Annotated in this window: 12 protein-coding genes, 1 tRNA gene and 2 pseudogenes; 4 read left to right on the plus strand and 11 right to left on the minus strand. The window is 34.2% G+C overall.

Annotated features, from left to right (window positions below; genetic code table 11):
• Positions 1 to 7 precede the first annotated feature (7 nt).
• The 4 genes from sucD to AAGD87_RS00990 all read right to left on the minus strand — a co-directional run bounded on the left by sucD (position 8) and on the right by AAGD87_RS00990 (position 2549).
• Positions 8 to 883, minus strand: coding sequence for a succinate--CoA ligase subunit alpha (gene sucD, locus AAGD87_RS00975; protein ID WP_264339708.1), 876 nt, complete (start codon positions 881 to 883; stop codon positions 8 to 10).
• Between the two features lie 3 nt (positions 884 to 886).
• The gene (sucC, locus tag AAGD87_RS00980; protein ID WP_341817657.1) at positions 887 to 2038 is read right to left on the minus strand and encodes an ADP-forming succinate--CoA ligase subunit beta; all 1152 of its coding nucleotides are present in this window, start codon (positions 2036 to 2038) and stop codon (positions 887 to 889) included.
• Between the two features lie 37 nt (positions 2039 to 2075).
• On the minus strand, positions 2076 to 2276 hold the full coding sequence (gene rpsU / locus AAGD87_RS00985) for a 30S ribosomal protein S21 (RefSeq protein WP_006279819.1): 201 nt from the start codon (positions 2274 to 2276) through the stop codon (positions 2076 to 2078).
• A gap of 199 nt (positions 2277 to 2475) precedes the next feature.
• A tRNA-Pro gene (locus AAGD87_RS00990) sits at positions 2476 to 2549 on the minus strand.
• A gap of 233 nt (positions 2550 to 2782) precedes the next feature.
• Here AAGD87_RS00990 and AAGD87_RS00995 point away from each other — a divergent pair.
• Positions 2783 to 3334, plus strand: a pseudogene (locus tag AAGD87_RS00995) (IS4-like element ISWen1 family transposase); the annotation flags it as partial.
• 104 nt (positions 3335 to 3438) lie between these two features.
• Positions 3439 to 4196: pseudogene (locus AAGD87_RS01000) on the plus strand (IS4 family transposase); the annotation flags it as partial.
• Positions 4197 to 4320: 124 nt separating this feature from the next.
• Here AAGD87_RS01000 and AAGD87_RS01005 read toward each other — a convergent pair.
• The 3 genes from AAGD87_RS01005 to ispH form a co-directional block, all read right to left on the minus strand.
• Positions 4321 to 5220, minus strand: coding sequence for a DMT family transporter (locus AAGD87_RS01005; protein ID WP_141457073.1), 900 nt, complete (start codon positions 5218 to 5220; stop codon positions 4321 to 4323).
• Between the two features lie 303 nt (positions 5221 to 5523).
• Complete coding sequence (locus tag AAGD87_RS01010; protein WP_155968442.1) at positions 5524 to 5721, minus strand: hypothetical protein; 198 nt, start codon at positions 5719 to 5721, stop codon at positions 5524 to 5526.
• A 1593-nt stretch (positions 5722 to 7314) separates the two neighbouring features.
• The gene (gene ispH / locus AAGD87_RS01015) at positions 7315 to 8244 is read right to left on the minus strand and encodes a 4-hydroxy-3-methylbut-2-enyl diphosphate reductase (protein WP_264339733.1); all 930 of its coding nucleotides are present in this window, start codon (positions 8242 to 8244) and stop codon (positions 7315 to 7317) included.
• A 2-nt stretch (positions 8245 to 8246) separates the two neighbouring features.
• Between ispH and AAGD87_RS01020 the strand changes: the two genes are divergently transcribed.
• Entirely contained in the window at positions 8247 to 9812 is a 1566-nt protein-coding gene (locus tag AAGD87_RS01020) for a peptidoglycan D,D-transpeptidase FtsI family protein (protein ID WP_265024186.1), read from the plus strand.
• Between the two features lie 2 nt (positions 9813 to 9814).
• On the opposite strand, the gene AAGD87_RS01025 is transcribed toward AAGD87_RS01020, so the two are convergent.
• Positions 9815 to 10123, minus strand: a complete 309-nt coding sequence (locus tag AAGD87_RS01025) for a hypothetical protein (RefSeq protein WP_010081942.1) — start codon at positions 10121 to 10123, stop codon at positions 9815 to 9817.
• A 175-nt stretch (positions 10124 to 10298) separates the two neighbouring features.
• Entirely contained in the window at positions 10299 to 11006 is a 708-nt protein-coding gene (gene elbB / locus AAGD87_RS01030; protein WP_039963711.1) for an isoprenoid biosynthesis glyoxalase ElbB, read from the minus strand.
• 136 nt (positions 11007 to 11142) lie between these two features.
• Between elbB and AAGD87_RS01035 the strand changes: the two genes are divergently transcribed.
• Positions 11143 to 12129, plus strand: coding sequence for a hypothetical protein (locus AAGD87_RS01035; protein ID WP_341817658.1), 987 nt, complete (start codon positions 11143 to 11145; stop codon positions 12127 to 12129).
• 188 nt (positions 12130 to 12317) lie between these two features.
• Here AAGD87_RS01035 and AAGD87_RS01040 read toward each other — a convergent pair whose 3' ends face one another.
• Positions 12318 to 12869 (minus strand): 5-formyltetrahydrofolate cyclo-ligase, encoded by a 552-nt coding sequence (locus AAGD87_RS01040; protein ID WP_341817659.1) that lies wholly within the window; start codon positions 12867 to 12869, stop codon positions 12318 to 12320.
• Positions 12853 to 13473: an oxidoreductase gene (locus AAGD87_RS01045; RefSeq protein WP_182309699.1), complete on the minus strand. Its 621-nt coding sequence runs from the start codon at positions 13471 to 13473 to the stop codon at positions 12853 to 12855. Before AAGD87_RS01045 ends, AAGD87_RS01040 begins: the two co-directional genes overlap by 17 nt.
• Positions 13474 to 13565 lie beyond the last annotated feature (92 nt).

Raw genomic sequence — 13565 nt, forward strand, 5'->3', positions numbered from 1 at the left:
CCTAATTCTAGTGATGCATTACTTCCAAAACTTTTTTACCAATCACCGCAGGAGTCTCTGCAATTGCAATTCCAGCGCTTCGCATAACTTCTAGTTTTGCACCAGCACTTCCACCGCTGGAAGAGATGATTGCTCCAGCGTGTCCCATACGTCTTCCTGGAGGTGCCGTTTGGCCTGCTACAAAACCAACGATTGGCTTTTTAGTTTTTTCTGTTTTCACAAAATGTGATACATCTTCTTCTTCGTTTCCACCTATTTCACCAATAACTACAATACCATGAGTATCGTTATCTTTTAAAAAGAGCTCCATACAGTCGACAAATGTCATACCATGAACTGGATCTCCCCCAATTCCGATACATGTGGATTGACCAAGACCAACAGCGGTTGTTTGTGCTACTGCTTCGTAAGTTAAAGTTCCAGAGCGAGACATAATTCCTATGTGTCCACGCTTATGGATATGACCAGGCATAATTCCTATTTTGCATTCTTCAGGTGTAATAATTCCCGGGCAGTTAGGACCAATCAATCGACTTTTTGAGCCGATAAGCGCACGCTTAACTTTCACCATATCAAGTATAGGAATGCCCTCTGTAATACAAATTATCAATTCTATTTTTGCATCTATTGCTTCAAGTATTGCAGCAGCAGCAAATTTAGCAGGTACATATATAACTGTAGCATTTGCACCGGTTTTTTCTTTGGCTTCTGCTACAGTATTAAAAACCGGTAAATTAAGGTGAGTGCTCCCACCCTTTCCAGGAGTTACACCGCCAACCATTTTCGTCCCGTAGTCAATAGCTTGCTCTGAATGAAACGTACCTTGTGCACCAGTAAAACCCTGGCATATTAATCTTGTATCTTTATTTACTAAAACGGACATGCTTTATTTTACCTCTTTTACTATCTTTTGTGCAGCATCACCCAGTTCATCTGCAGCAATAATATTTAATCCCGACTCTTCTAAAATTTTTTTTCCTTCTTCAAAATTAGTACCTGATAATCTAACCACTAGAGGAACTTTAATGCTCATTTCTTTTGCAGCAGCAACAATTCCACTTGCAATAATATCGCAACGCATTATACCACCAAATATGTTAACCAGAATTCCTTTTACGTTGCTATCAGACAATATAATTTTAAATGCTTCAGTTACAGTTTCTTTACTCGCTCCACCACCAACATCCAAAAAGTTAGCAGGCTCTGCTCCGTAGTATTTTATTATATCCATTGTTGCCATAGCAAGACCTGCACCATTTACCATGCAACCAATACTGCCATCCATTTTGATGTAACTGAGCCCATACTTTGAAGCCTCTATCTCTTCTTTCACTTCTTCATCATAATCACGAAGTTTCATAATTTCTGGGTGACGATATAAAGCATTATCATCGAAATTAATTTTCGCATCGAGCGCAATAAAATCTCCAGAATTTGTTTCAACCAGTGGATTAATTTCAATTTGGCTCGCATCAGTTGCAATAAACGCATCATATATATTTTTTGCAACATTTGTTATTTTTTCTATTTGTTCTGAACTCAAATTAAAACTGCTGCTCAACTTGCTGCTATCAAAGCTTGTAGCAGAATCAATATCAAATTTCACAATTTTTGCGGGAGAATTTTTCGCCACTTCTTCAATGTCCATTCCACCTTCTGAGGAAAATATGAATATTGGCCTACTGAGCTTCGGGTCGATTACCAGGCTTAAATAATACTCTTTCTTAATGCTTGAGCCTTCTTCAACGTATACTTTTCTTACTTGCTGCCCGCTTGGCCCTGTTTGATGAGTAACTAAAGTCATACCAATCATGTCCTTTACAAACTGTTGAGCTTCTTCAGCTGACTTTGCTAGCTTTACGCCACCGGCTTTACCCCTACCACCTGCATGAATTTGAGCTTTAACTACAAACACGTCAGATTTTAATTGACTTACTTGAGTCTTTACTTCTTCCGCAGATGTAGCAACAAAACCTTTTGGCACTGGGACATTAAATTTATGTAAAACTTCTTTCGCTTGATATTCGTGAATATTCATAAAATAACCAATGATAAACTATTAACTTGAGTATAAACTACCAACCATAACGCTGCCTTCTGCACTCTTGTTGGTACCTCTTTTTTTTAGCTTCAGCTTTCTTTTTAGCTCTTTTTTCTGATTTTTTTTCATGATATTGTTTTTTCATTTTCAACCCTCTTCCTTCCTTTTGAATTGTTTTTTTCAAGACTGGAAGAGCTCTGTCTACATCACCATAATGGACTGATACTTCTATCAAACTCTATACCTCCTTCGGTAATCATTTCAAAATCTATTTATAAATTAGAAAATTAACATTGTCAATTATTTTATAAACTTGAGCGTTAAAATGTAATATGCCGTAATTTACATGACAAATGATGTCATTCCAGTGTCCGCTACTTGCTTACTGATGGAGATTGCTCTTATGTTACAGCGTTCTTACAATTATACTAACATCGGGGCGGAGAGATTTGAACTCCCGACCCTTTGGTCCCAAACCAAATGCGCTACCAGGCTGCGCTACGCCCCGACTTCTTTACTCAGAGTATCAATAACTCAGGCAAAATGCAAGATTCATTTGTTTACTTTAGAAAAAATATAATACGAGATTTAATATTATCTTAGAATATGTTTTTTATTAGCTACTCTTTAACAACAGACTGCTTCGTAGAGCATACGCGTCAAGTTAAGGAAATAAAGGTATGAAAGAGATAGAATAATAAGGTATAAGTTCTCCCAGATATACTTTTAGTGAGAGAACCAATGAATAAAATAACTTGCTTATCAAAAAAGCTCAAAGAATTTTTTAATGAAAAAGCAGAGAAAATCTCAATTACAACAAGGTTTATAAAAAGAAAGAGAAAGCTAAAAGGTTCATCATTCGTAAAAGCCATGGTCTTGGGTAATATAGGAGTTGATAATTGTAGCGTAGAAACAATGTGTCAATTACTAAACGAGGACTCGATAGATATAACAAAACAAGGTTTGGATTTTAGATTTACTGAAGAAGCAGTGGAATTTATGAAAAGGATGTATAATGAATCTGTGATTCTCTTTAAAAATATCTTGCAAGTTGATTGCAAAATCTTACAGCAATTTAATAGTGTTAAATTATTGGACAGTAGCTATATTACTCTACCTAACAGTATGGAAGAGATGTATAAAGGTTATGGTACTAGCTACAGTGGCTATGAAAGCAATACTAAGTCTGGAATAAAGTTACAATTAGTTTTCGACTACATGAATCAGATAATAGACCAACTTAATTTAACGGAGGGGGTAAGATCAGACCAGGGATATAGGAAACATTTAAGTATAGCCTTTCTTATAATAGTCCGAATGCGATAAGATATGTGTTTATGGCTATAGCAGGCCAGTAGCATATTACGGTCTGTTCGGATTATTGTAAAAAGAGCTATAATATATTAAGCAATGATTTGCTAATATCTGATCTCGGTTATTTTGTGCCAAGTTCTTTTAAACAAATCAATGAAATAGGAGCTTATTTCATAAGTCGTCGATACCAACATATATGATGTAGAAACAAATCAAAAAATGGAGTTATTAGAATGTTGAGAGGATAAGTTATTTTTAGAAAACGAGGTATTGTTAGGAAAAGAAGCAAAAATTAGAGTAAGAATTATATGTCAGAAACTAACTGAAGAACAGTCTATGGGCAGAAGAAGGAAAGCTAATAGATTAGCAAGATCGCAGATCCTCTAAAAGAAATCAAAAATTGTTGAACTGGTCAATATTTATAACTAATGTTCCAGAAAATAAAATTAGTGCTGAGCAAGTATTAACGATTTACAGAGTAAGGTGGCAAATTGAGTTATTATTTAAATTGTATAAAAGCCATATCAGGCTTGATAAGCTAAAAGGAAAGCCATGCAGAGTATTATGTGAACTATATGCTAAATTGTGCGCAATTCTTATATTTCACGGCATAGTTGGTTGCACAGAAGTGAAAAAGAATACAGAACTTAGCTTAACAAAGGCATTTATTGAGCTAAAAAGGCGGGTTAGAGAGTTATTTTTAGTATTAACCAAAATTAATAGTTTAAAAGCATTTCTTAAAAAACTCACTATAACTTGGTCGCGATTTTCATTAAAAGACAAACGTAGAAGGGCTAGAGTATCCACTTTAACCTCTCTAAATTTGCTCACAATCTCTTAACTTGACGCGTATGGCTCAGATAACATTGTACCAGATACTAATCCTACATACCCTACTCCTATAATAGTTATGTGCATTTTATTATCACCTTAAAAATATAGCTTAGCATCTAAAATAAATACCATTAACAATTATAAACTTTTGTTGTTACATTATTTTTCTTAATTGCCTTACCTTCCGAATAAGCTATAAATAAGGTTGATGGTATTAATATCAAAGTACCATATAAAGCACTTTTATCAGGTAATTCATTAAATATAACGTATGTTACTATTGCAGAAATTATTAGCTCTATGTATCTATACGGTGCAAGTGCAGTAGCATCAGTAAGAGCAAAAGCTTTTAACATGAAGAACAGAATTAGGTTTGAACTTATTCCTAAAATCAGCAGTAATACTAACTCCAACAAGGAAGGCATATGCCAATAAAATAACAAAGGTGGAGTAGAAAAAATAGTTGTCGTTAGAGCTGAATAAAATAACATACTTATTACTGACTCTTTTATTACAAGTTTCTTATTAAGTATATCCAATATAGCAAAGATCAATGCAGATACAATAAAAATAAGAATTTTAGGATTAAAATCCTCACTATAAGCTTTAGTAGTAATAGCAATACCAATAAAACCAATGACAGCTACTACCCATCTTTGCCAAATTATATTTTCTTCCAGAAAAGGAATTGCAAGAAGTATAACAAATAATGGTATAGAAAAACTTATAATCGTTGCAGTTACTATGGGGAAAACAGTCAACCCGTAAGTCCATAAGGTCATTCCACAAAACAACAACCCACCCCTGGTTATTTGAGTAGATATTTGACTTGTTTTAAAAGTTTCTATTCCATAGTAAAACATAAAAGGTACAAGGGTAATAGTGGTAAACAGAAAGCGGAAAAAAATTATTTCAAAACTCTGAAGATGTAAACTTAGATATTTTGATATAGTATCATTAGCTACACTACTAAGTAAGCTAAGTATAAACCAGATAACCCCAAACAAATAAGCTCTCAATCTGTAATCCATAAAGCTTCTGATTTAATAGATACGATGTACTCATATAATTTTACTACAAAACTAATAATATAAAAGTTTTCTGATGTACGTCCCCAGAATGTGATCGTAAGGGTTCATTATAAATAATTCGGGAAATTTCGTCTCTTTAGACATATTAAGAGCTATGTAACGAACGTTTATATTTGTGAGTAATAGTAAGGCTCAAGGTAAGGAAAATGCTAGTGAGGTAAAGTAGAATAACGTTGATTTGATAATTTAAGCTCATTCCCTCTTGCTACATCTCTCTTTAATATCTCCTCTTTTGCAGCAGGTCTATAGAATTATACAGAGTATTTTATCTTCCAATACAGGCAATCTTGACGTTCTTCCATGGCATTTCTTCTGTTCTTGAACTTTTTCCCACTCTGGGCGCACTTTTTCTACAACCTTTTCGAATTCTTCTATTTTCAAACCTGTTACATCTCGAAAATTTCTCGGATGTTCTTTTAGATTATGGTAGTTTAAGCTCATCTTCCCTCTCTATTCTCTTGCTATACCTCCCTATTTTATAACCATTCCTACTCTTTTGCAGCAGGTTTAAAGAAATACTAAAGGCAAAAGATACGCTTGCGTAGTTCGAAAGCTTTCTATAGGATAAGTCTCACCTGATTTACAAATAGAATTGTTATGTTAGATGTTTGCTATTTATTCTTAAGCTCATTTTAACAGCATTTTGCTTTTTTTAGTATGTAGGGGTTTTCTAGGAATTATCCTATTGAATTCTATGATATTATTTTTTGTAACATTGTTATACATATCATGAAACTGAAGCTATTTATTTATCTTCGCAATCTCTGCAGTGGATTAATGACAAAAAAACTTAATGTATTTGGCGTAAATCATGCTTAATTTTTTGCACTATGTGCACCTCATGTCTTTATCAAATTTCTAGCTACACAAGCTGAAATACGCTATTTAAAACATCAAAAAACGCCAACTTAAAAAATGGATAGTGAATAATTAGCTACCCTAGGGTTTCTTTGCCTTTTTTTCTGTTTAGTAAATTTCTTAACGTTTATAATTTAGATTAGTTGCGGCTTAAAAGCGGCTGAGTCACGGTTATTAAGCGTTTAGAATAAAAAAACGCCATACTTGAAAGTATAATGTAAGTAACTAGCCAACCATCGGGCTTTTTTTGCCTTTTTTTTCGCTTGGTAAATTTTTTAATACTTAGATTAGTTGCAATTTAAGAGACCAGAAATGGTCAGTGCTTGGCACTGGAATAACGTCCTCCTTTGTTATCCCAGTGCCCAGACACTGGGATCCAGGAAACTTAATTGCAAGTAATGCATTGGATTTGGTGAGTATGGGTTTTATGTTATAGAATGAAACACTTTTGGTGAATTTGTAAAGAAAACTGGATCCCAGTGTTTGGGCACTGGGATGACACCATTCTTTTTTCTGGATTCCAGACTGGAATGACACCATTTGTTGTGTTTAACAAAGTTCGTACTTAGCTTCATATTAGCCGTAAATATTTAAGAAATTTACCAAACGAAAAAAAAGGCAAAAGAAGCCCTGGGGTTATTATCCGCTTTAAAATATTGGCGTTTTTTATGTTTTAAACGCTTGACAAGCGAGATTCAGCCGCTTTTAATTGCAACTAACCTACGCTGCAAATGTTTAAGAAATTTACTAAGCAGAAAAAAAGACAAAGAATCCCCGAGTTAGCTAGTCTTTTACTATCTCTGTCGAGTATTGGCATTTTTTGATGTCTTGTAACGCTTTATAAGCGCGTTCAGCTTATTTAGATAAAAATCTAGATGTAGATGAAGTTTTGTAAAGACATACAGTATCTATATACTGCAAAAAATTGAACATAAGACGCCGATACATTAAGTAATCCTTACCTTTTAATCTGCAGATTGGCGAAAGCAAATACAATAGCTTCAGTTTCATGATAAGAGGGCTGGCGGAGTTTGTCAAGCAAGTTTTTTCGTTTCTATTCCCAATAAAAGTTTGTTATATTGTTATGCAAGAAGTCTAATGAATCGCGGTATGATGTCTTAGCTATAGATGCTGGTTTGTGTGATTTCAAGAGAAGTTTAGTAGATAAGTTGTGTTTTAAACCAGATTCGGTATTTTAAACTGAACATTTTCAGTAATACCACCTGGCATAACTGAAATTTTTACACTCAGGTTTACTTTTAGGTAGTCTATTAATTCATCAACTAATATGTCAGGAGCGGAAGCACCTGCAGTGATCCCTATCTTTTCTACGCCCTGAAACCAGCTTTTATTCACACAGCTGTAATTATCAATCAAGTAGGCTCTTTTTCCTCTAGCAGTGCACAGATCTAATAAGCGGTTTGAATTTGAGCTATTTTTACTTCCTACAACTAATACCATGTCTACAATTTCAGCTAGCTTTTTAACAGCATTTTGTCTATTTTGCGTTGCATAGCATATGTCCTTTAAATCTGGACCTGTTATGCCTGGAAACCTTAATTTCAAGGCAGCAATAATGTCACGGGTATCGTCGATGCTTAACGTAGTTTGTGTAACATAAGACAAATTATCTGGATCTTTAACCTTTAAATCATATACATCCTGCAAAGTTTGCACTAAAGTGATAGGATTGTTTACTCTTCCCCTAATTCCCTTAACTTCTGGATGGTTTTCATGCCCAATGAGAATTAATTCTTTACCACTGTTTTCATACCTTTTTGCTTCTTTATGCACTTTGCTAACTAAAGGACATGTTGCATCAATCACTTGAATACCCTTTCTTTTTGCCTCATCTTCTATATTTTTTGATACTCCGTGCGCGCTGAAGATCAGTATTCCTTCATTATCTTCAATTTCCTCGATACTGCTTACAAAAACCACTCCTTGTTTCTTAAAGTCCTCTACTATATATTTATTGTGAACAATTTCGTGTAGCACATAAACTTGGCGCTCGTTTTTGTATTTTTCTAAAGTAATAGCTAATATGTCCACAGCTCTTTTTACCCCGGCACAAAAACCTCGTGGTTCAGCTAAGATGATTTCCATTTTTGTCAAATCAAGTAAATATGCAAGCATTACTTAAAAATAAGCTCCGCTCACTGTGTTTTATAGTACCATTATTTATATTTTATATAATAATTATTTTTCGCATATTCTCTTTAACATTTGATCAACCTACTACTTCAGAAAATTTTAGAAAAGATAATATAGTACATAAACAACCTGATATTTTAGATAGAAATGGAGTGGTAATAGCAACAAATGTGCCCACAACATCACTATATATAGATGCAACCAAAGTAAAGAATCCGGAAAGTATAGCAGCACAACTGTGTTCTACTTTGCATGACCTCGAATACAAGAACTTATATAGAGTACTTACTTCAGAAAAGAAATTTGCTTGGATAAAGCGGCACTTGACTCCAAAAGAATTACTAGCGATCAAAAACGCTGGTGTACCAGGAGTAAATTTTTATGACGACATAAAGCGTATATATCCTCACAGTAATTTATTTTCACACGTGCTTGGTTACACTGACATAGATGGCAATGGTATTGCAGGAGTTGAGGCGTATATAAGTAAAAACAATGAGCAAGAAAAGCCCATAATACTATCCTTAGATACACGAGTGCAAAGCATAGTGCATGAAGAGCTAACTAAAGCTGTAAGCAGATATCAGGCACTTGGCGGAGTAGGAATTGTTTTAAATGTGAGAAATAGTGAAGTCATCTCGATGGTCAGCCTACCTGATTTTAATCCCAACTTACAGAATAAGGCAGAAGACATACAAAAGTTTAATCGTGCCAGTCTTGGGGTATATGAGATGGGGTCGGTATTAAAATACTTTACAATAGCCGCAGCGCTTGATGCGAACGCTACAAAAACTAGCGATTTATATGACGTATCAACACCAATCACCATTGGAAAGTATAAAATTCATGATTTTCATAAATCTAAAATTCCAAAAATTACTGTGCAAGATATATTTGTAAAATCATCCAACATTGGTGCAGCAAAAATTGCAGTCAAACTAGGTATTGAAAAACAGGTAGAATACTTTAAAGCTATGAAGCTATTTTCTCCTTTGAAAATAGAAATACCAGAAAAATCCACACCGATAATCCCGGATAAATGGAGTGAAAACACTTTAATAACAGCATCTTATGGTTATGGCATAGCTGTAACTCCTATACATCTTGCACAAACTGCAGCAGCATTAATCAATAATGGGATATTTCATAACGCAACCTTGATGTTGAATAAAAGAAGTATAGGAGAGCAAATTATCTCAAGAAGAACTTCCAGGGAAATGAGAAAATTATTACGTGCAGCAGTAACAGATGGCACTGGCAGAAAAGCAAAAATAAAGGCATATTCAATAGGAGGAAAAACTGGATCGGCGGAAAAAGTTGTAGATGGTAAATATAGCAAAGATGCAAACATAGCATCATTTATAGGAGTGCTAACTATGCTTGACCCAAGGTACATAGTGCTAATTGCTATTGATGAGCCTCAAGGGATGCACCATACCGGGGGAATAATTGCTGCGCCTATAGTAAAGAACATTATAAATAGAATAGCGCCTATACTAAATGTTACACCTGAGATGTAAAATTATGATTGCTTTACTACAACTTCAAATTTATCATCACCAAAATCCTTATTAATATACCAAGAACCATCATCTTTAGTTACAAATTCAAGACCTTTAAGGTCTTTTTTTATTGTCTTTCCATTTTGACCATCAATAGCGATATTAATATCGAATGTAATAATGTCTAGATTTATCATAGCTTCTTTCCCGCTGCACGAATTTAGACTGAACTTGCCTAACATGACATCATTAAAACTCACTTCCCCTGTATAGACATCACACTGACCGTCCACACAACACGTAGTTTCAATATAGAAAAGATCTGACATATAAAATACCTTAAAAAAAAGAACTAAACATATATGGCCACTACACCACACCGCTAACAAGTAGTAAAGCGTCGATAAACCTAAGTTACTTTAGCTACGTAGCCATAATACAGCTAGAAATGTAAAATTCAACAGTTAATTGTGTGATTAATAGAGAAGTCTTATTTAGTACACCTTATAGGAATGGCTGTTTAGTTTTTTTGTTAATCTTTTTTACCATGCTGTCAATCATATGCTTTATCCCTTGATATACAGAGTATGTACTTTCGTCGCTACGCATATAAGCAGAACAGGAAAATACATTATGTTCTTCGTCTTCTATTGATAACTCTGTATCGCATTTTATGTGCTCGCCGCCAAGCCTTTCTATCAACTGTTCTCTGTCATCTCCTATAGTTACCTTAACCTTACTTTCTTCTTTACCTATCTTGCTACTTAAAATTGAAACAATGATGGCTGGAGATATGCATATCGCTCCTATTGGCTTTTTTGTAACAAAAAATTCTGAAACTAATCTTTCAAATTCAGGCATTACTGTCACCATGTCTTTACTTTCAGCTAAGTCAGATAAATTTTTCGCAACCCCGTATCCACCAGGTACAACTAGCATGTCAAAATTTTCAGCTTTGGCTTCTTTTAAGTCATATATTTCGCCTCTTGCGATTCTTGCTGCTTCCACAAGTACATTCCTTTTTTCTTTTGTTGCCTCTTTTGTTCTATGATTCATAACTTGTGTGATATTGATATCAGGTGCAAAGCATTTAACATCCACTTCCTGCTGATCAAGCACAAGCAAACTTAAAACCGCTTCTCTTACCTCTACACCGTCAAGGTGACCACACCCTGATAAGACCACAGCAGCTTTTAATTTTTTTTCACCCATAAAGTACCTTGATTTCATATAATCTAGATATTTTAATACAAATTCTATATTTGGAAAGGGGTATGTTATATCAATTATAATATAATTAATGATTAGTATGTATAATTAGGCATATTTATAATCAACGAAGCTGAATATGGAATCTAGCAATAGTATGTTTTTTGACACTGACTATCCAGAACTAAGAAAAGCTATTTCAGATATAATAGAAAGTATTGCACAATCCTCACAAGAGGGGAAAAAAGAGTTATTTACAACCCTATCAGAACAAGTTAAAGGGATGAACCTCAAAGATTTAGGTTTAGCAATTAATGACCAAGGCTTGCAAAAGGAGGTAAATAAAGAATTATTTATAAAACTCATTGAAGAAGCACTTAAAGATTTAACTTCTGAAAATGTTGACTCAAAAATAATAGAAGAGGCGTTAAAATCTGTTAACCAACAAGCAATAAGTAATGTTATAAATAATAATAAAGGTCCACTGGACAATCTAGTCAATTATTTTAAATCAGCATCTGCAAATAAAAAAATTGGAATAGCTTCTGCCGTAATGGTATTAGGAGCAGCATTTTCTCCACTTATTGTGCTTGCTACATTAATAGCGCTTGTGGCTATTGGAGCACGTTATGTAGGAATAGGTATAGTAAAGGCAGGGGAAAAAATAAAAGAAGGTGCGATTGATGCAGGAAAAGCAGTGAAAAGTTTATCTAAAAATTTAGGGGATAAATTGCCTGAGGTTGGGCCAAAAAAAGATAACTTTAGTAAATTATACAACAGTTTGGCTCAAGAGATTATAGGCTATAATATGTCCGAAGAAGGTGAAAAAATAAAAAACGCCCAGAGTAAAGCAAAGGTCATAGGCATGCTTCAAAATGAAGGGCAGCGATCTGCTATACAAGAGTTAGTAAAGAATGGAACTATTCAAAATTTTTCAGAAGATGACATGAAAAAGCTTAGAGAAAAAGGTACTAGTACTTATGAAAGTGATAAGGAAGCACTTGAGGAACTTATGGAGAAATTTCAATCTAAAATTATGGCCATTGGTGAGGGTAAAATAGAGGAGGTAGAAAAAATGGTTAATGATAAAGTTATAGCCTTTCTTATAATAGTCCGAATGCGATAAGATATGTGTTTATGGCTATAGCAGGCCAGTAGCATATTACGGTCTGTTCGGATTATTGTAAAAAGAGCTATAACCAAATGAAGTCACCAGTTCCTCAATTAGATAGTCCAAGTTCTGAACAAGCGAGTACAGGAGAAACCAAAACCCTCTGATGGCTTGGAGAGGGAGGGAATGGGAAAGGTAGAGATCTATTCTTTTTTATCCACTTTTTTGAGCAACCCACTTCCACATCTAACACACATCTCAGTGATTATAATATCCAATTTTTGATCATGTTGTTCTACAGGTAGATTTTTACAATATTGTTTCTCATAGGCTACACCTATAAATATTTTTCCAAGCGGCCGTAATTTTTTCATCATTGTGTCATACCAACCACCGCCAAAACCTAATCTATTAAAATGATCATCAAAAGCAATAACAGGAGTAATGATTACGTCAGGAATTACGTCTTCATTTGTTTTGTTCCATTCCTCAAATTTTAGTAACTTATTTTTATTAGGAATTGCTACTTTATAATCTAAATCGAGTAAACTATGCATCAAAGGCACAACATCTATTTCCCCGTCCATTGGAATGTAAGCCGCAATTGTTTTGCCTTTAACGTAGCTTAAGTTCTGATTAAAGAGATTAATAAGGGAATTTGCTGCATAACTGGAATAACTTTCATCAATATCTTTTCTTATAGCTTTATATTGCTCTCTTATTTCCTTTTTGTGCTGTTTAATATCTTTGAACATGATCTATCCATTTCGCAGTAAGTTTTTCTTGTAAACTATTTTGCTTCAAACGCTCACTTAAAAAGTCAAAGTCAATAAACTCCATATCCTGGTCTTGATTACTGCAACTATAAACAAAACTTCTTTCTCCTGTTTTCGCATTTATATGTTGCTGCACACACTGAGCGCAGATTTCTTTCATCATACACTGCATAGGAGAATTAACTGATGATATTGCTATGTGGCCTGATTTTAGATATGGCTTTAAAATTGTTTTTCTAGCTTCATTCACAGCTTTCATCATTTTGTCAGAACCAATAGTGATAATTTTATCTATAACGTTCAAATTAATACCTAATCTTCCTTGTTGATAAGAGACTATTGCATCAACTATATTACCATGAAAGGATTTATCTTGATCTCTGCTTGTTTCTATCAATCCTTCTTCACATGCCCAAACTACTGCATTTGATGCACGCTCTATCAGTGCTCGTTTAAATACATCACTTAACTTCTTATAGCCAGCAAAGTACAAAACCTTGTTATTATTTTCAAGACATGCCTTCCCTATCGAAAATAACACTGCATTTCCAACTCCACCACCAATTAGCATTATATTCTTCATGTGCTATTTTAACTGCATTTGTTCAAATTTTTTGAAATTTTATAGAACAAAGTAATTTATATAGTTCTATACACAAAGACAAGGACACTCTC

This window comes from Wolbachia endosymbiont (group A) of Pherbina coryleti, from assembly GCF_964026875.1.
Lineage (GTDB): Bacteria > Pseudomonadota > Alphaproteobacteria > Rickettsiales > Anaplasmataceae > Wolbachia > Wolbachia pipientis.